The sequence below is a fragment of the Pseudomonas sp. GW460-LB5 genome (assembly GCF_059423245.1).
Genome location: NZ_JBWKXT010000005.1, coordinates 15,352 through 36,940 on the forward strand (window position 1 = coordinate 15,352; position 21,589 = coordinate 36,940).

A 21,589-nucleotide genomic window follows, 5' to 3' on the forward strand; every position below is an offset into this window, starting at 1 on the left:
GCTCTGCTGCCCCTTCAAACTCAAGATTTCAATGCTTCGGCCAGTTTCGCGATTTTGCCGCGAACAGAGCCATCGATTACCAGGTCACCAGCGCGGATGACGACGCCGCCAATCAGGCTGGCATCCTCCGACGCGTGCAGGCGCACTTCCTGGCCTAACCGTGCACTGAGAACCTTGGCGAGTTTGTCTTGCTGTTCTTGGTTCAACGCGAAGGCACTGGTGACTTCCACGTCCACGGATTTCTCTTGTTCTGCCTTGTACAGGTCAAACAGAGCGGCAATCTCCGGCAGAAGCAGGAGACGGTCGTTTTCCGCGGCAACATGAATGAAATTCTGTGCCTGTGCATTGAACTTGTCACCGCACACGTCAATGAACGTGGCGGCCTTTTCTGCGCTCGTCAGTCGCGGGGCCTTGAGCAGGCGCTGCATGGTGTCGTCTTGCGACACCGCAGCAGCCAGGCCGAGCATGGCTGACCAATTGGCCAGTTGCTGATGGGCCTGGGCATGCTCAAAGGCAGCCTTAGCGTAAGGTCGGGCCAACGTGGTCAGTTCTGCCATGATCGCCCTCGCTTAAATTTCAGCGGCCAGTTTGTTAACCAGCTCCGCATGCGCGTTTTGATCGATTGTGGCGCCAAGGATCTTTTCAGCACCGCCAACGGCCAGAGCACCCACTTGGGCACGCAGGGCGTCTTTAGCGCTGTTCAGTTCCTGTTCGATCTCGGCCAGAGCCTGAGCCTTCACACGGTCAGCTTCGACGCGGGCCTGTTCACGGGCTTCCTCGACAAGCTGAGCAGCGCGTTTCTTGCTTTGCTCAATGATTTCGGCTGCCTGGGCTTTAGCTTCACGCAGTTGCTGGCCCGCTTTCTCTTGGGCCAGCTCCAGGTCGCGAGCTGCGCGGTTGGCAGCGTCCAAGCCGTCGGCAATCTTCTTTTGGCGCTCTTGCAGGGCAGTGATGACCGGAGGCCATACATACTTCATGCAGAAGAGTACAAAAATCAGGAAAGCAACGGATTGGCCAATCAGGGTTGCATTAATGTTCACGCCAACACCTCGCTCGGTCTTAATTCATACAGCCATCAACTCGTGGTGACGAGTGATTAGCCGGCGATCTGACCAACGAACGGATTCGCGAAGGTGAAGAACAGAGCGATACCAACACCGATCATGGTTACGGCGTCGAGCAGACCGGCAACGATGAACATTTTAACCTGCAGCATCGGAACCATTTCTGGTTGACGAGCAGCGCCTTCCAGGAATTTGCCGCCCAGCAGGCCGAAACCAATGGCGGTACCCAGAGCACCCAGGCCGATCAGCAGAGCAACAGCGATAGCGGTCAGACCAACTACAGTTTCCATCTTTCCTCCCGACTTTTACGTCGTATTGGTTAGGTTTTTAGTTTGAAGCGGTAAAACAAATCGTTTGGTACAGCATGCCCTTGCGGACTTTTTAAGCCCTCCCCCCGAACGGGCGGGGAAGGCTATCAGACACGCCAGGCGGTCTTAATGGTTATCTTCGTGCGCCATCGACAGGTAGACGATGGTCAGCATCATGAAGATGAAAGCTTGCAGGGTGATGATCAGGATGTGGAACACAGCCCACGCCCATTGCAGCACCACACCCAGGCCGCTGAGCCACAGCAGGCCGGAGCCGAACATCACAGCGATCAGGATGAACACCAGTTCGCCGGCATACATGTTGCCGAACAGACGCAGTGCCAGCGAGATCGGCTTGGCGATCAGGGTGACGAATTCCAGCAGGAAGTTGACCGGAATCAGCAGGATCTGCACGAAGATGTTCTTGCTGCCGAACGGGTGCAGGGTCAGCTCACCGATGAAGCCGCCCAGGCCCTTGACCTTGATGCTGTAGAAGATGATCAGGGCAAACACGCTGAAGGCCATGGCCAGGGTCGCGTTCGGGTCGGTGGTCGACACGGCGCGGAACGGAATGTGCGGATCACCGGAGATCAGGATGGCCAGCTGAGGAATCCAGTCGACCGGTACCAGGTCGACGGCGTTCATCAGGAATACCCAGACGAAGATGGTCAGCGCCAGCGGTGCGATTACCGGGCTACGGCCGTGGAAGGAGTCCTTCACGCTGCCGTTGACGAAATCGACCATCACTTCCACGAAGTTCTGCAGACCGCCAGGCTGGCCGGAAGTCGCCTTCTTTGCCGCCATGCGGAAAATGAACAGGAAGATCAGACCCAGCGCGACGGACCAACCCAGGGTGTCCAGGTGGAACGCCCAGAAGCCCATTGCCTTGGCTTCTGCAGCCGAATGGGCAAAGCCCCAGCTGCCGTCTGGTAGTTGACCGTAGGTCAGGTTCTGCAAGTGGTGCTGGATATAGCCCGAAGCGGTTTCTGCTGCCATGGTTGCCTCAAACGCCCTAAGGTCTCGAAAGTCTTTTATTCATCAGCAGGGGCGCGAACCAGCTGACCAAAAGGGTCAACACGAAGACGCCGAATACTGCTAACGGCGCCAGTGGCTTCACTCCTGCGAAGGTCAGTGCAAAAAGCACTGCCGTCAAAATCATCTTGCCTGCCTCGCCAGCGTAAAACGACTTGACGATGGCTTGTGCTGCCCGAGCTCCGCTGAAGCGAAAAGCCTTCCAGGCGAAATACACATTGGGCAGCCACGCAATCAAACCTCCGCAAAGGCCTGAATATCCACTGACCGCCCCTTTCCACTGCCACAACACCAGGGTTGCCAGCAGCAGTACGACGAATTGAGCCAGCAGTACCGGAAAAACCGCCCAGCGATGGAAAGGCAGGCGGTTTGGCGTGCGGATTTCCATCACAACTGCTCCTCGGAAGTCGACCAACAAGTCAGCTATGACTTGGCATAATTTGTGCCGACAAAATGCGCGCAGAGTATAGGGGTGGATTAACCCCTATTCAACTCTTCGTAGTGATTTCCGACTGCGCGCTACAACAGGAATTGTTTCAGCGGATGTGAGCAAGCACGCCTTGCAACTCGTCAAGCGAGTTGTAACGAATAACCAACTGCCCCTTGCCCTTGTTGCCATGACGGATCTGAACGGCCGAGCCCAGGCGCTCTGCGAGCCGCTGTTCAAGGCGTGCGATATCCGGATCAGGTTTGCTCGGTTCGACCGGATCAGGCTTGTCACTGAGCCACTGACGAACCAGTGCCTCGGTTTGGCGCACAGTGAGGCCACGTGCGACAACATGACGCGCCCCCTCCTCCTGACGATTCTCGTCCAGGCCGAGCAATGCGCGTGCGTGCCCCATCTCCAGGTCGCCGTGGGCGAGCATGGTCTTGATCGCCTCAGGCAAGGTGATCAGGCGCAGCAGGTTGGCCACGGTTACCCGCGACTTGCCAACGGCATCAGCCACCTGTTGCTGGGTAAGTTCGAATTCCTGCTGCAGACGCTGCAGGGCCATGGCCTCTTCCAACGGGTTGAGGTCTTCGCGCTGGATGTTCTCGATCAGCGCCATGGCAATGGCGGCTTCATCGGGCACTTCGCGGACCATGGCCGGAATCGTGTCCAGGCCAGCCTGCTGGGTCGCGCGCCAGCGGCGCTCACCGGCGATGATCTCATAGCGGTTGTCGCCAATCGGGCGGACCACGATCGGTTGCATCACGCCATGGCTGCGAATCGAGTGCGCGAGTTCTTCCAGCGCCTGCGGATCCATGTCCCGACGTGGCTGGTACTTGCCACGCTGAATCAGCTCGACCGGCAGGTGTTGCAGTTCTTTCTGGTCGATCTTCACAGCCTGCTCTTCGAGCGCGCTGACGGAAGGACCACTGAGCAGTGCATCCAACCCACGTCCGAGACCCCGTTTCTTGACGGCCATACGGATTCCTTAAGTTGTTTGTGCAGTGCGTGATTGACGGCGTTGACGGCGAACCAGTTCCCCCGCCAGGGCCAGGTAAGCCAGCGCGCCGCGCGATTGCTTGTCGTAAGCCAGGGCCGGCATGCCAAAGCTGGGGGCCTCGGCCAGGCGAATGTTGCGCGGAATGACCGTGTCGTACAGCTGCGGGCCAAAGTGTTCTTTCAGCTGCGCCGAAACATCGTTGTTCAGGCTCAGGCGAGGATCGTACATGGTCCGCAACAGGCCCTCGATCTTCAGCTCCGGATTCAACCGGGCGGCGATGCGCTTGATGTTATCCACAAGGTCGCTAAGACCTTCCAGTGCGTAGTACTCGCACTGCATGGGGATGATCACGCCATCGGAAGCGACCAGGGCGTTTAACGTGAGCATCGACAGCGACGGCGGGCAGTCGATGAGGATGAAGTCGTAGTTCTCGCGGATTGGCGCCAGGGCGTTACGCAGACGGCTTTCCTTGACCTGCATTTCCAGCAGCACCACCTCGGCGGCGGTCAGGTCGCGGTTGGCCGGCAGCAACTGGAACCCGCCGTGCTCGGAGTAATGCATGGCCTGAGCCAGGTCGCACTCCCCGATCAGCAGGTCGTAGACCGAGTGCTCGAGCTCGTGCTTGTCCACGCCGCTGCCCATGGTGGCGTTGCCCTGCGGATCGAGGTCGATCAGCAGGACACGACGCTTGGTCGCGGCCAGCGAGGCGGCGAGATTGATACAGGTGGTGGTCTTGCCTACACCACCTTTCTGGTTCGCGATTGCGAATACCTTAGCCATTGATGCGCGTGTTCCCAGTCATGCCTTGCGGCGCAGTATCAGCAGATGGCGCTGGCCCTGGCAACCCGGAACGGTCAGGGCCTGTTCGCTTTCCACTGTGAAGTCTGCGGGCAATGCTACCAGTTCATCGGCAGGATGCAGCCCCTTCATTGCAAGCCATTGCGTCCCGGTGTCGCCCAGATGGCGGGTCCAGTTGGTGAAGTTCTCCATGCTGCTGAAGGCGCGGGAGATGATTCCGTCGAACGGCTGAGCCGGCTGAAAGGCTTCGACCCTGCTGTGGATAACCGTGAGGTTGTCCAGTTTGAGTTCCATTTTCACCTGGGTGAGGAAGCGGGTCTTCTTGCCGTTGGCGTCCAACACCGTCACGCGCTTGTGCGGATGCAGGATAGCCAACGGGATACCCGGCATGCCACCGCCGCTGCCGACATCCAGCCAGTTTTGACACTCGCTGTGGATAAACGGCATGACGCTCAGGCTGTCGAGCAGATGGCGCGACACCATCTCGTCCGGGTCGCGCACAGCAGTGAGGTTGTAGGCTTTGTTCCATTTGATCAACAGGGCCAGGTAGCCGAGCAATTTCTCGTGATGCTCTGCGCTCAGCTCTACACCAAGCTGGCGCGCACCTGTGGACAACTCTTCAGCGTGTTGCGGGGTGACCAGGGAACTCAAGCGCTTTGCTCCAATTCGCGGCCAGCGCCGCGTTTTTTCAAGTAAATCAGCAACAGGGAAATCGCCGCCGGGGTCACGCCGGGAATGCGCGAAGCCTGGCCCAGGGTTTCCGGGCGGGTCTGGCCAAGCTTGCCCTGGATCTCTTTGGACAAGCCAGAAATCGTCGAATAGTCGATATCCACAGGCAGACGGGTGTCTTCACTGGCGCGCAAGCGAGCGATTTCATCCTGCTGGCGGTCGATGTAGCCCGCGTACTTGGTGCGGATCTCGACCTGCTCGGCGACCTGTGGATCGATCGCTTCACCGCCGGTCGCCTCGATCAGCCCCGCGTAGTCGATCTCCGGGCGCGCCAGCAGGTTGAGCAGGCTGTACTCGTGGCTGAGTGGCGTGCCGAACTTATCCACAATGGCCTGGCCTTGGTCGGTGTTCGGCCGAACCCAGGTCGACTTCAGGCGCTGTTCCTCACGCTCGATGCCGTCACGCTTGGCGCAGAAAGCGGCCCAGCGCTGGTCGTCGATCAGGCCCAGTTCACGGCCTTTCTCGGTCAGACGCAGGTCGGCGTTGTCTTCGCGCAGGATCAGGCGGTACTCGGCGCGCGAAGTGAACATGCGGTACGGCTCCTGGGTACCCAGGGTGATCAGGTCGTCGACCAGCACACCGATGTACGCCTCGTCGCGGCGCGGGCACCAGCTGTCGCGGCCCTGTGCGCGCAATGCGGCGTTGGTCCCGGCCAGCAGGCCCTGGGCACCGGCTTCTTCGTAACCGGTGGTGCCGTTGATCTGCCCGGCGAAGAACAGGCCGCCGATGACTTTGGTCTCGAGGCTGTACTTGAGGTCACGCGGGTCGAAGTAGTCGTACTCGATTGCGTAACCCGGGCGGACGATGTGGGCATTTTCCATGCCGCGGATCGAACGCACCAGCTCCAGCTGCACGTCGAACGGCAGCGAAGTGGAAATACCGTTGGGGTACAGCTCATGGGTGTTCAGGCCTTCCGGCTCGATGAACACCTGATGGCTTTCCTTGTCGGCGAAGCGGTGGATCTTGTCTTCGATCGATGGGCAATAGCGCGGGCCGACGCCTTCGATCACGCCCGAGTACATCGGCGAGCGGTCAAGGTTCGAGGCGATGATCTCGTGGGTACGCGCATTGGTGTGGGTAATCCAGCAGCTCACCTGCCGTGGGTGCATCTGGGCATTGCCCATGAACGACATGACCGGGATCGGCGTATCACCTGGCTGTTCGGTCATCACCGAGAAGTCCACCGAGCGGCCATCGATGCGTGGCGGCGTCCCGGTTTTCAGGCGGCCGACGCGCAGCGGCAGTTCACGCATGCGGTGGGCCAGGGCGATCGAAGGCGGATCACCGGCGCGACCACCGGAATGGTTTTGCAGGCCAATGTGGATAAGCCCGCCCAGGAAGGTGCCGGTGGTCAGTACTACGGATTCTGCGAAGAAACGCAAACCCATCTGGGTAACCACGCCCTTGACCTGATCCTGCTCGACGATCAGGTCGTCGCAGGACTGCTGGAATATCCACAGGTTCGGCTGATTTTCCAGGATTTCACGCACGACCGCCTTGTAAATGGCGCGGTCGGCCTGTGCACGGGTGGCACGTACCGCCGGGCCCTTGCGGTTGTTCAGAACGCGGAACTGGATGCCGCTCTTGTCGGTAGCCATTGCCATGGCGCCGCCAAGGGCATCGATCTCTTTGACCAAATGGCTTTTGCCAATACCGCCGATGGCGGGGTTGCAGCTCATGTGACCGAGGGTTTCCACGTTATGGGTCAGCAGCAGGGTTTTCACACCCATGCGTGCGGACGCAAGCGCAGCCTCGGTACCGGCATGGCCGCCGCCGATGACGATCACTTCAAAACGGGAAGGGAAATCCACCACGCACCTCGTGCCTGTTTTTGCGAATAGAGAAGGTAAGCCGACAAGTATAGGGACTTCACCCCCTTTAAAGAAACCGTCTGAGCAAATTTTGACCAGTCTGTGGATGAGTGGCAGACAACAGAAATCAACAAGAAGAAATTTATAAAAGCTTTGTTTTTATGTTTATTCTTATGCACAACGATATCTGTGGATAAAGCTTTCTATCCCTTGAATATCGCTGTGTAGAGAGAAATTAAACCCTGTGTCTGGAGTGCCATGAGGGCTATGGATAACGTCATTTAGCCTGTGGATTAAATGGCCTTTTACCCACAGGCGGGTTTGTCCTCAGAAAAAAAGCCTGTTTATCAACTGAGCTGAAGGGGAGTTTTCCACAGGGCTCCTGAGTACACATTTCAGGCTGAGCAGGAAAATTTTGTCGAGCCAGCGACCAGAGAGGGTCAAGGCGGAGCGGGCAAGCCCGCTAAAGGGGGGTTATATCCACAGAGGTCAGGCTTGTAATGGCCTCTTCACGGGCATGCGCGCTCCCCACAAGTGCTTCGTTCGCTTGGCCGAGGTCATCTCCTGCAACGAATTTCAGGCAAAAAAAAGCCGCTCCCGAAGGAGCGGCGCTTGGTCTTGCCGGGCTGTGGATTACTTGCCGATGCAGAAACTGGAGAAAATCCGCCCCAGCAGGTCATCCGAGCTGAATGCTCCTGTGATTTCCCCCAGCGCATGCTGTGCCTGGCGCAAATCCTCAGCCAGAAGCTCCCCTGCGCCCGCCAATGTCAGCTGAGCACGGCCATGCTCCAGGTGCTCGCTGGCCTGGCGCAAAGCATCCAAATGGCGCCTGCGGGCGCTGAAACCGCTCTCTGAGGTCTGTTCGTAACCCATGCAGGCCTTCAGATGGTCACGTAGCAGTTGCAACCCTGTGTCGTCGCCCTTGGCGCTGAGAGTAATGGTCACATGGCCATCATCGCACTGTTCCAGCGCTACCCGCTCACCACTCAGGTCGGCTTTGTTGCGAATCAGCGTGACCTTGGCCGGGTCCGGCCGCTGAGCGAGAAACTCGGGCCACAAGGCGAACGGGTCGCTGGCCTCGGGCGCAGTGGAGTCGACCACCAGCAACACACGATCAGCCTCGCCAATGGCCTTCAGGGCGCGTTCTACGCCGATCTTTTCCACATGATCGTCGGTGTCACGCAACCCGGCAGTATCGACCACGTGCAGCGGCATGCCGTCGATGTGGATATGTTCGCGCAGGATGTCCCGGGTGGTGCCGGCGATATCGGTGACAATGGCCGCTTCGCGGCCAGCCAGCTGGTTCAGCAGGCTCGACTTGCCGGCATTCGGCCGCCCGGCGATGACCACAGTCATGCCGTCACGCAGCAAAGCACCCTGCCCGGCCTCACGTTGCACGGTGGATAACTCGCCGCGCACTGCATCGAGCATCGACAGGACGTGGCCATCGGCGAGGAAGTCGATCTCCTCTTCGGGGAAGTCGATTGCTGCCTCGACGTAGATGCGCAGGGCGATCAGCGCCTCGGTCAGGCTGTGCACACGCTTGGAGAATTCCCCTTGCAGTGAGCGCAGGGCGTTGCGTGCCGCCTGACTGGAGCTGGCCTCGATCAGGTCGGCAATGGCTTCGGCCTGGGCCAGGTCGAGCTTGTCGTTGAGGAACGCGCGTTCGCTGAATTCACCTGGGCGGGCCAGGCGACAGCCAACTTGTACACAGCGCTGCAGCAGCATGTCCAGGACCACCGGGCCACCGTGGCCCTGCAGTTCAAGCACATCTTCGCCGGTGAACGAGTTCGGCCCAGGGAAGAACAACGCAATCCCCTCGTCAAGCACCAGCCCTTCATCGTCGCGGAACGGGCCGTAATGGGCATGGCGAGGGGTCAGCGTACGACCGGTGATCAACTGCCCGGCCTTGCCAGCCAAAGGGCCGGACAACCTGACAATACCCACACCACCGCGGCCTTGGGCGGTAGCGATGGCGGCGATGGTTTCACGCACAGTGTTCATGCTCGAAAGCCTCTACGACAAAAACGACAGATAGCAAAAACGCCCCACTAGGGGGCGTTTTTTATTCACAGGCTAGCGTACTAGCCCGTCAAGCAGCAGCTTTTTTGGTGGCTGCTTCGATACGGCGAGTGATGTACCACTGCTGCGAAATCGACAGGCAGTTGTTCACAACCCAGTACAGCACCAGACCAGCCGGGAACCACAGGAAGAAGAAGGTGAAGATGATCGGCATCATTTTCATCACCTTGGCCTGCATCGGATCCGGCGGCGTCGGGTTCAGGCGCTGCTGGATGAACATGGTGGCGCCCATGATGATCGGCAGGATGAAGAACGGATCCTTGATCGACAGGTCGGTAATCCACAGCATCCATGGGGCCTGGCGCATTTCCACGCTTTCCAGCAGTACCCAGTAGAGGGCCAGGAATACCGGCATCTGTACCAGGATCGGCAGGCAGCCGCCCAGCGGGTTGATCTTCTCTTTCTTGTACAGCTCCATCATCGCCTGGGACATCTTCTGGCGATCGTCACCGAAGCGTTCCTTCAGCGCAGCGAGCTTGGGCGCCACAGCACGCATGCGCGCCATAGAGCGGTAGCTGGCAGCCGACAGCGGGAAGAACAGGCCTTTGATCAGCATGGTCAGCACGATGATCGACCAGCCCCAGTTACCCAGCAGGCTGTGGATATGTTGCAGCAGCCAGAAGATCGGCTGGGCGATGAACCACAGGAAGCCGTAGTCGACGGTCAGTTCCAGGCCTGGGGACAACTCTTTGAGCTTGGACTGGATCTTCGGGCCGGCGTACAGCATGGCGCTGGTTTCGACCTTGCCACCAGCAGGGACGCTGAGGGCTGGGCCGGTGTAGCCGATGATGTAGTTGCCCTGGCTGTCCTTGCGAGTCTGGACAACGTTGTTGTCCGACTTGGCCGGAATCCAGGCGGTCACGAAGTAGTGCTGCAGCCAGGCAACCCAGCCGCCGGACACATTTTCTTTCAAACTACCTTTGTCGATGTCCTTCATCGAGACCTTTTTGTAAGGCTCGGAAGCTGTCCACAGGGCTGCGCCCAGGTAGGTGGCAGTGCCAGTGGCAGTGCTCGAGGACGGATCGCCGCTGGCGTCGCGCTTGAGCTGGGCAAACATGTTGCCGCTCCAGGCCTGGTCGCTCTGGTTGTCGATCAGGTAGCTGACGTTCAGGTCGTACTCACCGCGCTTGAAGCTGAAGCGCTTGATGTAGTTGACACCGTTGTCGCTGAACTTCAGATCGACCACCAGTTGTTCCTGGCCGTCGGCCAACTGGTAGCTTTTCTGTTCGGCGGCATACAGCGGACGGCCGCTGGCGCGGGCATCCGGGCCGTTGGCACCGGTCAGGCCGCTTTGTGCCAGGTAAACGCGCTCACCACCGTTGTCGAACAACTGGAATGGAATGTTCGGGTGGTCTTGACGGCGCGGGTACTTCGGCAGGTTCAACTGGACAATGTCACCACCGACCGGATCGATAGCCAGTTCCAGGACGTCGGTCTTGACTCGGATCAGGTCCTTGCTGAGTGCAACCGGTGCCAGTTCGGCGGGGCTCGATTCGGCGTTGGCGCTTGGTACATCGGCGCTGGCGCCGTTGTTACCAGCCGGCACGCCATCAGGCAAACCCGGAGCAACAGTGCTGGCAGCAGTATTCTGAGTCGGCAGGGCAGCCTGACCGTAGTCATCGTTCCACTTCAGGACCATGACGTAGGACACGACTGCCAGCGCGGCGATCAGGATCGTGCGTTTAATATCCATGATTACTCGGCTATCGAAGAAGTTCGGGAGGAAGGAGCGGGGGGAACGGGGTCGAAACCGCCGTCATTCCACGGATGACAACGCCCCAGGCGACGAACGGCCAGCCACCCACCACGCCAGAGGCCATGGTTTTCGATGGCTTCATACGCGTAACAGGAGCAACTGGGGAAAAAACGACAGTGACTGGCCATCAGAGGACTAATGGCGTAACGGTAAAACTGGATCGGAACGAGCGCCAGTTTACGCATCTTGGCTGTCTACCCCTACGGAATTGGCGGTGACTGCTGGGGTCGGCCGGCTACGTGCCAGGCGTTTCCAGAGTTTGCCAAAGTGTTGGTGCAATTCCGGGTTTTCTACCTCACCCAATCCCTTGCGCGCGACGATCACGATGTCCAACCCGGCAAGCAATTGCTGGTTCAGACGAAAGGAATCGCGCATCAAGCGCTTGAGGCGGTTGCGTTGAACGGCGAGCTTGACGCTCTTCTTGCCAATCACCAGGCCTAGACGTGGGTGATCGAGACCGTTCTCGCGAGCAAGGATCAGCAGGTTTTTCCCTGGAACCTTGCCGGTTGGGGAGTCGAAGACCGCTTTGAAGTGTCGGGGTGTAAGCAGTCGCTTTTCCCGACTGAAGTCCTGACTCACCACCTGTGCCGAAAAATCAAATGGCCAGACGCTTACGGCCTTTGGCACGACGACGCGACAGAACAGCACGGCCGTTCTTGGTAGCCATACGGGCACGGAAACCGTGGGTGCGGGCGCGCTTGATGGTGCTTGGTTGGAAAGTACGTTTCATGGCGTGTTACCTGGTTTGTCGACGACGGGCCGGGATGGCCCCCTTTTTAAGAGACCGGCGATTCTAGAGAAAGCAAGCCCATAGGTCAATTTCCAACCAGCTATTCCCTATAGGGCGTGTGATGGACGGTGCCTGCTCGGTCATCCTCCAGAGGGTGGTTGATCGGACACACGAATCGGGGACAACATGAAAAAAAAGAAGAGACATATAAAAAGCTTTTCTGAATAACTTATAAATCTTAGGTGGATAACCTTCTGTGGATAACATCCTGTAGGCCAGTAATCACGAGCTGTACAGAGTTTCAAAACCTTGTTCTCATCCCGTGCTGCGCTTGTTTTCATCGTGGTCGAAACCTGTGGATTAAAATGCCGCTTATCCACAGCAGAGTTATCAACAGATTTGAGCCCAGGGTTGTGCATAGCCCTCATGGTCGCTTATCCACAGAGCTTATGCACAGTGAGGCAAAGCCTTTTTGGTCGATAAATGGCTGTTTTGTCATGGTTCCTAACGTGTCCACATGTGGATAACTGAACGCTCGACCGGTACAATGGCGGTTTGCTTTTGCCTCATCCGGCTTTCAAACTCAGGGGATATCCGTGTCAGTGGAACTTTGGCAGCAGTGCGTGGAGCTTCTGCGCGATGAACTGCCTGCCCAGCAATTCAACACCTGGATCCGTCCGCTACAGGTCGAAGCCGAAGGCGACGAGTTGCGCGTTTATGCGCCTAACCGTTTCGTTCTCGATTGGGTCAATGAAAAGTACCTGGGCCGCTTGCTCGAGCTATTGGGTGAAAACGGCAGCGGCATAGCGCCTGCCCTTTCCTTATTAATAGGCAGCCGCCGCAGCTCGGCCCCACGCGCCGCGCCCAACGCGCCTGTCAGCGCCGCGGTGGCCGCTTCGCTGGCGCAGACCCGCTCGCAGAGCCAGGTACAAAAGCCTGTGCCGGTAGCGGCAGCGGTCGAACCCGTTGCGGTAACGGCCAACGAGCCTGTGCTGGTCAATGAACTGGCAGAGCCGTCCTCGCGTGACAGCTTCGATGCCATGGCCGAGCCCGTTTCGCCGCCAGCCGCCAATGCCCGGACCGAACAGCGCACCGTACAGGTGGAAGGTGCGCTCAAGCACACCAGCTACCTGAACCGCACCTTCACCTTCGACACCTTCGTCGAAGGTAAGTCGAACCAGTTGGCGCGCGCGGCTGCCTGGCAGGTGGCTGATAACCCCAAGCATGGCTATAACCCGCTGTTCCTTTATGGCGGCGTTGGCTTGGGTAAAACCCACCTTATGCATGCTGTGGGTAACCACCTGCTGAGGAAGAATCCGAACGCCAAGGTCGTGTACCTGCACTCGGAGCGCTTCGTTGCAGACATGGTCAAGGCGCTGCAGCTCAACGCCATCAACGAATTCAAGCGCTTCTACCGTTCGGTGGATGCGTTGCTGATCGACGATATTCAGTTCTTTGCCCGCAAAGAGCGCTCGCAGGAAGAGTTTTTCCACACTTTCAACGCCCTGCTTGAGGGCGGCCAGCAGGTAATCCTTACCTCTGACCGTTACCCCAAGGAGATCGAAGGCCTGGAAGAGCGCCTGAAATCGCGCTTTGGTTGGGGGCTGACCGTGGCTGTCGAGCCTCCAGAGCTGGAGACTCGCGTAGCGATCCTGATGAAGAAGGCCGACCAGGCCAAGGTCGAGCTGCCACATGATGCGGCGTTCTTCATTGCCCAGCGCATTCGCTCGAACGTGCGTGAGCTGGAAGGTGCGCTGAAGCGGGTGATTGCCCACTCGCACTTCATGGGCCGCGATATCACCATCGAGCTGATCCGTGAGTCGCTGAAAGACCTGCTGGCGCTGCAAGATAAACTGGTCAGTGTGGATAACATTCAGCGCACCGTTGCCGAGTACTACAAGATCAAGATCTCTGATCTGTTGTCCAAGCGTCGTTCGCGTTCTGTCGCGCGTCCACGTCAGGTGGCCATGGCCCTGTCCAAGGAGCTGACCAACCACAGCCTGCCGGAAATCGGCGACATGTTCGGTGGTCGCGACCACACGACCGTGCTGCACGCCTGCCGCAAGATCAACGAATTGAAGGAATCCGACGCGGACATCCGCGAGGACTACAAGAACCTGCTGCGGACGCTGACGACCTGATGGCCGTCTGCGCAGCTAATTGAAGGCAAGGGACTAGACCATGCATTTCACCATTCAACGCGAAGCCCTGTTGAAACCCCTGCAACTGGTCGCCGGTGTCGTAGAGCGCCGTCAGACCTTGCCGGTCCTGTCCAACGTATTGCTGGTCGTACAAGGCCAGCAACTGTCGTTGACCGGTACCGACCTGGAAGTCGAGCTGGTAGGCCGCGTACAACTGGAAGAGCCGGCCGAGCCTGGCGAAATCACTGTGCCGGCGCGCAAGCTGATGGACATTTGTAAAAGCCTGCCGAACGACGCCCTGATCGATATCAAGGTCGACGAGCAGAAACTGTTGGTCAAGGCCGGCCGCAGCCGCTTCACCCTGTCGACCCTGCCAGCCAATGACTTCCCGACTGTGGAAGAAGGCCCGGGCTCGCTGACCTGTAACCTGGAACAGAGCAAGCTGCGCCGTTTGATCGAGCGCACCAGCTTCGCCATGGCCCAGCAGGATGTGCGTTATTACCTCAACGGCATGCTGCTGGAGGTTTCACGTAACACCCTGCGCGCAGTCTCCACTGACGGCCACCGCTTGGCGCTGTGCTCCATGACCGCGCCGATCGAGCAGGAAGATCGCCATCAGGTCATCGTGCCACGCAAAGGTATTCTGGAGTTGGCGCGTCTGCTGACCGACCCTGAAGGCATGGTCAGCATTGTTTTGGGCCAACACCATATTCGCGCCACTACCGGTGAATTCACCTTCACCTCCAAGCTGGTGGATGGCAAGTTCCCGGACTACGAACGTGTGCTGCCCAAGGGTGGCGACAAGGTGGTGGTGGGCGACCGCCAGGCGCTGCGTGAAGCCTTCAGCCGTACTGCGATTCTTTCCAACGAAAAGTACCGCGGTATTCGCCTGCAACTGGCTGCTGGCCAACTGAAGATCCAGGCCAACAACCCCGAGCAGGAAGAAGCTGAAGAAGAGATCAGCGTGGACTACGAAGGTAGCTCGTTGGAAATCGGCTTTAACGTCAGCTACCTGCTCGACGTGCTGGGCGTGATGACTACTGAGCAAGTTCGTCTGATCCTGTCCGACTCCAACAGCAGTGCGCTGCTGCAGGAAGCTGGGAATGACGATTCTTCCTACGTTGTCATGCCGATGCGTCTGTAACCTGTAGCAGGCGCAATGTCCCTTCGACGGATCATGGTCACCGCGGTGCGCAACTTGCACCCGGTGACACTCTCGCCCTCCCCCCGCATCAATATCCTTTACGGCGCCAACGGCAGCGGCAAGACCAGCGTGCTTGAGGCCGTGCACCTGCTTGGGCTGGCGCGCTCATTTCGCAGCACCCGCCTGAATCCGGTCATCCAGTACGAACAGCCTGCCTGTACCGTGTTTGGTGAAGTGCAGTTGACTGAAGGTGGCACCAGTAACCTGGGTGTTTCCCGAGAGCGGCAGGGAGAATTCACCATTCGCATCGATGGGCAGAACGCACGCAGCGCCGCCCAGCTGGCGGAACTGTTACCGCTGCAGCTCATCAACCCAGACAGTTTCCGGCTGTTGGAAGGTGCGCCGAAAATACGCCGCCAGGTTCTGGATTGGGGGGTGTTCCACGTGGAACCTCGCTTTTTGCCAGCCTGGCAACGGCTGCAGAAGGCGCTGCGGCAGCGGAACTCATGGTTGCGTCATGGTACACTTGACGCAGCTTCGCAAGCCGCCTGGGACCGGGAATTGTGCCTGGCCAGTGCGGAAATAGATGAATACCGTCGCAACTACATCAAGGCCTTGAAGCCCGTCTTCGAGCGAACCCTGAGCGAACTGGTCGAGCTGGACGGGTTGACCCTGAGCTACTACCGAGGCTGGGACAAGGACCGGGAACTGCAAGAAGTACTCGCATCCTCTCTCCTTCGCGATCAGCAGATGGGCCATACCCAGGCCGGTCCGCAGCGTGCTGATCTGCGTCTTCGCCTGGCTGCCAATAACGCGGCCGACATCCTGTCGCGTGGTCAACAAAAGCTTGTGGTGTGCGCGTTGCGCATCGCCCAAGGCCACCTCGTCAGTCAGGCGCGTCGCGGTAACTGTATTTATCTCGTGGATGACTTGCCGTCCGAGCTGGACGACAAGCATCGCCGCGCGCTGTGTCGCTTGCTAGAAGAATTACGCTGCCAGGTGTTCATCACCTGTGTAGATCACGAATTACTGAGGGAAGGCTGGCAGACGGAAACGCCAGTTGCTTTGTTCCACGTGGAACAAGGCCGTATCACCCAGACCCACGACCATCGGGAGTGAAGGCATGAGCGAAAATCAAACGTACGACTCCTCCAGCATCAAAGTGCTGAAAGGTTTGGATGCCGTACGCAAGCGTCCCGGCATGTACATTGGCGACACCGATGATGGTAGCGGCCTGCACCACATGGTCTTCGAGGTGGTCGACAACTCGATCGACGAAGCCCTCGCCGGTCACTGCGATGACATCACGGTCATCATCCACCCGGACGAATCCATCAGCGTGCGCGACAACGGTCGCGGCATTCCGGTGGATGTGCACAAAGAAGAAGGCGTTTCCGCAGCCGAGGTCATCATGACCGTACTGCACGCCGGCGGTAAGTTCGACGATAACTCTTACAAGGTATCCGGCGGCCTGCACGGCGTGGGTGTTTCTGTTGTAAACGCCCTGTCCGAGAAGCTCGTACTGACGGTTCGCCGTAGCGGCAAGATCTGGGAACAGACCTACGTTCATGGCGTTCCACAAGCGCCGATGGCGGTAGTCGGTGAAAGCGAAACCACCGGTACCCACATCCACTTCAAGCCGTCGGCTGAAACGTTCAAGAATATCCACTTCAGCTGGGATATCCTGGCCAAACGTATCCGCGAGTTGTCATTCCTCAACTCGGGCGTTGGTATTTTGCTGAAGGATGAGCGCAGCGGTAAGGAGGAGTTCTTCAAATACGAAGGCGGCCTGCGCGCGTTCGTCGAGTACCTGAACACCAACAAGACGCCGGTCAACTCCCAGGTATTCCACTTCAACGTTCAGCGTGACGATGGCGTGGGTGTTGAAGTGGCTCTCCAGTGGAACGACAGCTTCAACGAAAACCTGCTGTGCTTCACCAACAACATTCCACAGCGCGACGGTGGTACCCACTTGGTGGGCTTCCGTTCTTCGCTGACCCGTAGCCTTAACAGCTACATCGAACAGGAAGGCCTGGCCAAGAAGAACAAGGTGGCGACCACGGGTGACGACGCCCGTGAAGGCCTGACCGCAATCATCTCGGTAAAGGTACCGGACCCTAAGTTCAGCTCGCAGACCAAAGACAAACTGGTCTCCTCGGAGGTGAAAACCGCCGTGGAACAAGAGATGAACAAATACTTCTCCGACTTCCTGCTGGAGAACCCGAACGAGGCCAAGGCCGTCGTTGGCAAGATGATCGACGCCGCTCGTGCGCGTGAAGCGGCGCGTAAAGCCCGTGAGATGACTCGCCGCAAAGGTGCGCTGGATATCGCTGGCCTGCCAGGAAAGTTGGCGGACTGCCAAGAGAAGGACCCTGCCCTTTCCGAACTGTACCTGGTGGAGGGTGACTCCGCAGGGGGGTCGGCCAAGCAAGGTCGTAACCGTCGCACCCAGGCGATCTTGCCGCTGAAGGGTAAAATCCTCAACGTCGAGAAAGCACGCTTCGACAAGATGATCTCGTCCCAGGAAGTGGGCACCCTGATCACTGCGCTTGGCTGCGGTATCGGCCGCGAAGAGTACAACATCGACAAGCTGCGTTATCACAACATCATCATCATGACCGATGCTGACGTTGACGGTTCGCACATCCGTACTCTGCTGCTGACCTTCTTCTTCCGTCAGTTGCCGGAACTGGTCGAGCGCGGCTACATCTACATTGCCCAGCCGCCACTGTACAAAGTGAAAAAAGGTAAGCAGGAGCAGTACATCAAGGACGACGAGGCCATGGAAGAATACATGACCCAGTCGGCCCTGGAAGACGCAAGCCTGCACCTGGACGAGTCAGCCCCAGCGGTTTCTGGTGTGCAACTGGAAAGCCTGGTGAACGAGTTCCGTAGTGTCATGAAGACCCTCAAGCGCCTGTCGCGTTTGTACCCGGAAGAGCTGACCGAGCACTTCGTTTACCTGCCTGAGGTGACTCTGGAGCAGTTGGGTGACCACGCGGTGATGCAGGCCTGGCTGGCCAAGCTTCAGGGGCGTCTGAACTCTAGCCAGAAGTCTGGCCTGGCATACAACGCCAGCCTGCGTGAAGATAAAGAGCGCAATGTATGGCTGCCGGAAGTGGAAATCACCTCCCACGGCCTGGCTAGCTATATCACGTTCAACCGTGACTTCTTCGGCAGCAATGACTACCGGACCGTCGTCAACATTGGTGCCAAGCTTTCCAGCCTGTTGGGTGAAGGCGCTTATGTACAACGTGGTGAACGCCGCAAGGCAATCGTCGAGTTCAAGGAAGGCCTGGACTGGCTGATGAATGAGACCACCAAGCGTCACACCATCCAGCGATACAAAGGGCTGGGTGAGATGAACCCGGACCAGCTGTGGGAAACCACCATGGACCCGACCGTTCGCCGTATGCTCAAAGTCACGATTGAAGATGCGATCGCTGCTGACCAGATCTTCAACACCTTGATGGGTGATGCAGTCGAGCCGCGTCGTGAGTTCATCGAAAGCAACGCGCTGTCTGTGTCGAACCTGGACTTCTGATCAGGTGTAATTCGCCAGACACTAAAAAGCCCGCTGATGCGGGCTTTTTAGTGTCTGCAAAAAATCAGTAGCCGGTAAGAATGTTCACGATCCTGCCACTGGCGATCGACATCAACACATAGTCGCCGTTCACGTACAGCCAACGGTGGTCACGCGGTGGCGCATACAGGTGGCGGGCTTTCCAGTCGGTCACCCAGTAACGGTCACCACGGTAATGTGGATCAACTGCATGACCACGCTGCCATTGCTGGTGCGGTACAGGCATACCTGGCTGTGGGCGGAAGTTCGAGTCACGGTAAGCAGGGCCGCGGCCATTGTCATGTCGGCCCTGTTGCTTGGGCTGGCCATGTGGCGGGTTGCCTTGGTGCGATGGACCGCCATCATGTCGATCGGGTGGGCCCGGCTGCGCGAAGCCGGCCAACGGTGCGCTGAGCATGAGCGCGGCGCAGATCACGGTTAGGGTTTTCTTCATTTGCTGCGGTCCTCTGCCTGTTATCGTCTGGCCAGTGCTGACTGCCAGATGCGGTTAACTGATCAGACCACGATTTTTTACGTTTAATGTCAGGGCGCAGGTAAAGGTCCGGTAAAGTCTGCCGCCTATTCAGTTCAGTCCGAGTGCCTTCAAGCGGCGATACAGTGTACGTTCACTCATGCCAAGATGGCTGGCCAGTTCGCTACGCGAGCCCTTGAACTCTTCCAGCGCCTGCGCCAGCTCACCCAGGTGGGTGCGACGGCCACCTGCCGTGTTCGCTGCCACCGGCCCGATATCTTCCGGCAAGTGTTCAGGGCGGATCAGCCCGTCATCGGCGAACAGCCGCGCCCTCTCCAGGATGTTGCGCAGCTCGCGGATATTGCCCGGAAACGGATGCAACCCAAGTTGCTGCAAGGCATCGTCACTCAGCGTGGGCGTTGGTTTACCGGCCGTGGCCATGCGCTGCAGCAGGCTTTGCGCGAGCAGCGGCAGGTCTTCTACCCGCTCGCGCAATGCCGGCAGGCGAATCGGAAAGCCGCTGATGCGGTAGTACAGGTCTTCACGGAAGGAGCCCTGCGCAACCATCTGCTTGAGCGGCTTATGGGTAGCGGATACCAGGCGAAAATCTGAATGCACTGTGCGCAGGCTACCCACCGGGCGGAAGCTGCCGGACTCGATCAGGCGTAGCAGTTTTACCTGCATCGCCAGCGGTACTTCGCCGATTTCGTCGAGAAACAGGGTACCGCCATGTGCCGCCTCAGCCAGGCCGATCTTGCGCTGGTGGGCACCGGTGAACGCACCTTTCTCATAACCGAACAACTCGCTTTCGAACAACGACTCGGTCAACCCGGTGCAGTCGACTACCACCAACGGGCCGTTTGCTCGGGGGCTGCCCATGTGCACTGCACGCGCGAACAGCTCTTTACCGCTACCGGACTCACCCTGCAGCAGCACCGGGATCTGCGCTGGCGCTGCACGTTGCAGGCTGGCCAAGGCAGCCTTGAAGGCTGGTGCGCGGCCCACCAGGCCCTGCTCCTGAGGTTGCGCTGACGCGAGAGTGATGGTGGTCAGGCGTTCGACAAACGCCACCACCCTGCCCTGCTCATCCAGAATCGGGCGCAGCTCGACATCCACATGCTCGGGGCCGCGTGGTGTGTGATGCACATGCAGCACTCGCTCGGGCACCTTGCTGTCCCACGCCTTGCGCATTGGGCAATGCTCGCCGGCCTGGTCGCACGGTACGGCATAGTGGTGCGAGACCTTGTGGCATTTTTCACCCAGCGGCGCCTGATCATGCTGACCGAACTGGCGGCGATAGGCGGCATTGGCGGCCAGGATGTTGTAGTCGGTATCCAGCACGATGGCCGGCAGGGCATCGTGCTCAAGGTAGGAAACCAGAGCTAGGATGAGGGGATGGGCTTCAGGCATGACGGCACCGTTTGGATGAACGGCGCAGCGTAACAAGGACTGCCAAACACTGCCATTGGCTGACAGTCGACTGCCACCTGCCTTGCCAGTATCGCTGCCAGTCGTCTCGACCGGGCCGGTTTCATTGGCGCAAGCGCGGTAAAAGGCCTGGCATGCATCTTGATACACCTCCTGGCACTGCCTACGCCTTGCAAGGCGGGGCAGATAAATTGGAGAACGTGATGATCATCGGCAACAACCTTCACGTGGACGCCTTTTACGACGAGGCGACCTCGACCATCAGCTACCTGGTCATGGACCGTGAAACCCGGCAATGTGCATTGATCGACAGTGTGCTGGATTACGACCCCAAGTCCGGGCGCACCTGCAGCGCTTCGGCGGATCGCCTGATCGAGCGCGTGACCGAGCTGAACGCCAGCGTGCGCTGGGTGCTGGAAACTCATGTACACGCCGACCATCTTTCAGCGGCCGCCTACCTGAAGGAAAAGCTGGGTGGCCATACCGCGATCGGCGCTCACATCACCCAGGTACAGAAAGTATTCGGCGCCTTGTTCAATGCAGAGCCTGGCTTCGCCCGTGATGGCAGCCAGTTCGACGTGCTGCTCGAAGACGAGGAAGGCTTGCGCATCGGCAACCTGCACGCCCGGGCACTTCACACACCTGGGCACACCCCCGCGTGCATGAGTTTCATGATTGAAGATGCGGGCGAGATTGCAGTGTTCGTCGGTGACACCCTGTTCATGCCCGACTACGGTACTGCCCGCTGCGATTTCCCTGGGGCCGATGCCCGTACCCTGTACCGTTCGATCCGTCGTCTTCTGGCTTTCCCTGACCATACCCAGCTGTTCATGTGCCACGACTACCTGCCAGGTGGCCGCGACATGCAGTACGTCACCACCGTGGCCGAGCAGCGCGCCAGCAACATTCATATTCATCAGGGTGTCGACGAGGACAGTTTCGTCGCCATGCGCGAAGCCCGTGACAAGACCCTCGACATGCCCGTGCTGATCCTGCCTTCGGTGCAGGTGAACATGCGCAGCGGGCACTTCCCCGCGCCGGAAGAGAACGGCGTGAGCTATCTGAAAATCCCGCTGAACAAGCTGTAACCGCCCTGCCCCAT

Annotated in this window: 21 protein-coding genes; 5 read left to right on the plus strand and 16 right to left on the minus strand. The window is 58.8% G+C overall.

All coding sequences use genetic code 11. The annotated features are described in order from the left end of the window. Positions 1-20: 20 nt before the first annotated feature. The 14 genes from AC07XM_RS05390 to rpmH form a co-directional block, all read right to left on the minus strand. On the minus strand, positions 21-557 hold the full coding sequence (locus AC07XM_RS05390; protein WP_003253191.1) for a F0F1 ATP synthase subunit delta: 537 nt from the start codon (positions 555-557) through the stop codon (positions 21-23). 12 nt (positions 558-569) lie between these two features. Beyond that, a complete protein-coding gene (locus tag AC07XM_RS05395) occupies positions 570-1,040 on the minus strand; it encodes a F0F1 ATP synthase subunit B (RefSeq protein ID WP_003253189.1) in 471 nt (156 codons plus the stop codon). Positions 1,041-1,096: 56 nt separating this feature from the next. Then, positions 1,097-1,354 carry a F0F1 ATP synthase subunit C gene (gene atpE, locus AC07XM_RS05400; protein WP_003097235.1) on the minus strand — a complete coding sequence of 86 codons (258 nt, stop codon included), beginning with the start codon at positions 1,352-1,354 and terminating at the stop codon, positions 1,097-1,099. A 144-nt stretch (positions 1,355-1,498) separates the two neighbouring features. After that, positions 1,499-2,368 carry a F0F1 ATP synthase subunit A gene (gene atpB, locus AC07XM_RS05405; protein ID WP_016489912.1) on the minus strand — a complete coding sequence of 290 codons (870 nt, stop codon included), beginning with the start codon at positions 2,366-2,368 and terminating at the stop codon, positions 1,499-1,501. 16 nt (positions 2,369-2,384) lie between these two features. Further along, positions 2,385-2,792 carry a F0F1 ATP synthase subunit I gene (locus AC07XM_RS05410; protein ID WP_008092225.1) on the minus strand — a complete coding sequence of 136 codons (408 nt, stop codon included), beginning with the start codon at positions 2,790-2,792 and terminating at the stop codon, positions 2,385-2,387. 148 nt (positions 2,793-2,940) lie between these two features. After that, positions 2,941-3,813: a ParB/RepB/Spo0J family partition protein gene (locus tag AC07XM_RS05415; protein ID WP_016489913.1), complete on the minus strand. Its 873-nt coding sequence runs from the start codon at positions 3,811-3,813 to the stop codon at positions 2,941-2,943. 9 nt (positions 3,814-3,822) lie between these two features. After that, a complete protein-coding gene (locus AC07XM_RS05420; RefSeq protein ID WP_016489914.1) occupies positions 3,823-4,614 on the minus strand; it encodes a ParA family protein in 792 nt (263 codons plus the stop codon). A gap of 18 nt (positions 4,615-4,632) precedes the next feature. Next, a complete protein-coding gene (rsmG, locus tag AC07XM_RS05425; RefSeq protein WP_016489915.1) occupies positions 4,633-5,283 on the minus strand; it encodes a 16S rRNA (guanine(527)-N(7))-methyltransferase RsmG in 651 nt (216 codons plus the stop codon). After that, entirely contained in the window at positions 5,280-7,172 is a 1,893-nt protein-coding gene (gene mnmG, locus AC07XM_RS05430) for a tRNA uridine-5-carboxymethylaminomethyl(34) synthesis enzyme MnmG (protein ID WP_024717851.1), read from the minus strand. Before mnmG ends, rsmG begins: the two co-directional genes overlap by 4 nt. Positions 7,173-7,805: 633 nt before the next feature. Beyond that, positions 7,806-9,176: a tRNA uridine-5-carboxymethylaminomethyl(34) synthesis GTPase MnmE gene (gene mnmE / locus AC07XM_RS05435; RefSeq protein WP_102689823.1), complete on the minus strand. Its 1,371-nt coding sequence runs from the start codon at positions 9,174-9,176 to the stop codon at positions 7,806-7,808. A gap of 88 nt (positions 9,177-9,264) precedes the next feature. Then, positions 9,265-10,947, minus strand: coding sequence for a membrane protein insertase YidC (yidC, locus tag AC07XM_RS05440; RefSeq protein WP_016502301.1), 1,683 nt, complete (start codon positions 10,945-10,947; stop codon positions 9,265-9,267). A gap of 2 nt (positions 10,948-10,949) precedes the next feature. After that, a complete protein-coding gene (yidD, locus tag AC07XM_RS05445; protein WP_075046823.1) occupies positions 10,950-11,195 on the minus strand; it encodes a membrane protein insertion efficiency factor YidD in 246 nt (81 codons plus the stop codon). After that, positions 11,188-11,592, minus strand: a complete 405-nt coding sequence (gene rnpA, locus AC07XM_RS05450) for a ribonuclease P protein component (protein WP_016489919.1) — start codon at positions 11,590-11,592, stop codon at positions 11,188-11,190. Before rnpA ends, yidD begins: the two co-directional genes overlap by 8 nt. Before the next feature lie 13 nt (positions 11,593-11,605). Further along, a complete protein-coding gene (gene rpmH / locus AC07XM_RS05455) occupies positions 11,606-11,740 on the minus strand; it encodes a 50S ribosomal protein L34 (protein WP_003253163.1) in 135 nt (44 codons plus the stop codon). Between the two features lie 596 nt (positions 11,741-12,336). Between rpmH and dnaA the strand changes: the two genes are divergently transcribed. The 4 genes from dnaA to gyrB are packed head-to-tail and all read left to right on the plus strand — an operon-like array spanning position 12,337 to position 18,569. After that, on the plus strand, positions 12,337-13,881 hold the full coding sequence (gene dnaA, locus AC07XM_RS05460; protein ID WP_016489920.1) for a chromosomal replication initiator protein DnaA: 1,545 nt from the start codon (positions 12,337-12,339) through the stop codon (positions 13,879-13,881). 40 nt (positions 13,882-13,921) lie between these two features. Beyond that, on the plus strand, positions 13,922-15,025 hold the full coding sequence (gene dnaN / locus AC07XM_RS05465) for a DNA polymerase III subunit beta (RefSeq protein ID WP_016489921.1): 1,104 nt from the start codon (positions 13,922-13,924) through the stop codon (positions 15,023-15,025). A gap of 15 nt (positions 15,026-15,040) precedes the next feature. Beyond that, on the plus strand, positions 15,041-16,144 hold the full coding sequence (gene recF / locus AC07XM_RS05470; protein WP_102689822.1) for a DNA replication/repair protein RecF: 1,104 nt from the start codon (positions 15,041-15,043) through the stop codon (positions 16,142-16,144). Between the two features lie 4 nt (positions 16,145-16,148). Beyond that, complete coding sequence (gene gyrB, locus AC07XM_RS05475) at positions 16,149-18,569, plus strand: DNA topoisomerase (ATP-hydrolyzing) subunit B (protein WP_016489923.1); 2,421 nt, start codon at positions 16,149-16,151, stop codon at positions 18,567-18,569. 64 nt (positions 18,570-18,633) lie between these two features. Here the strand turns inward: gyrB and AC07XM_RS05480 are convergent, their stop codons facing one another. Both AC07XM_RS05480 and AC07XM_RS05485 read right to left on the minus strand, forming a co-directional pair. Continuing rightward, positions 18,634-19,041 carry an RcnB family protein gene (locus AC07XM_RS05480; RefSeq protein WP_016489924.1) on the minus strand — a complete coding sequence of 136 codons (408 nt, stop codon included), beginning with the start codon at positions 19,039-19,041 and terminating at the stop codon, positions 18,634-18,636. A 129-nt stretch (positions 19,042-19,170) separates the two neighbouring features. Next, the gene (locus AC07XM_RS05485) at positions 19,171-20,469 is read right to left on the minus strand and encodes a sigma-54 interaction domain-containing protein (RefSeq protein ID WP_060519819.1); all 1,299 of its coding nucleotides are present in this window, start codon (positions 20,467-20,469) and stop codon (positions 19,171-19,173) included. Between the two features lie 221 nt (positions 20,470-20,690). On the opposite strand from AC07XM_RS05485, the gene AC07XM_RS05490 reads away from it, so the two are divergent. Continuing rightward, positions 20,691-21,575, plus strand: a complete 885-nt coding sequence (locus AC07XM_RS05490; protein ID WP_016489926.1) for an MBL fold metallo-hydrolase — start codon at positions 20,691-20,693, stop codon at positions 21,573-21,575. The last annotated feature ends 14 nt before the right edge of the window (positions 21,576-21,589 follow it).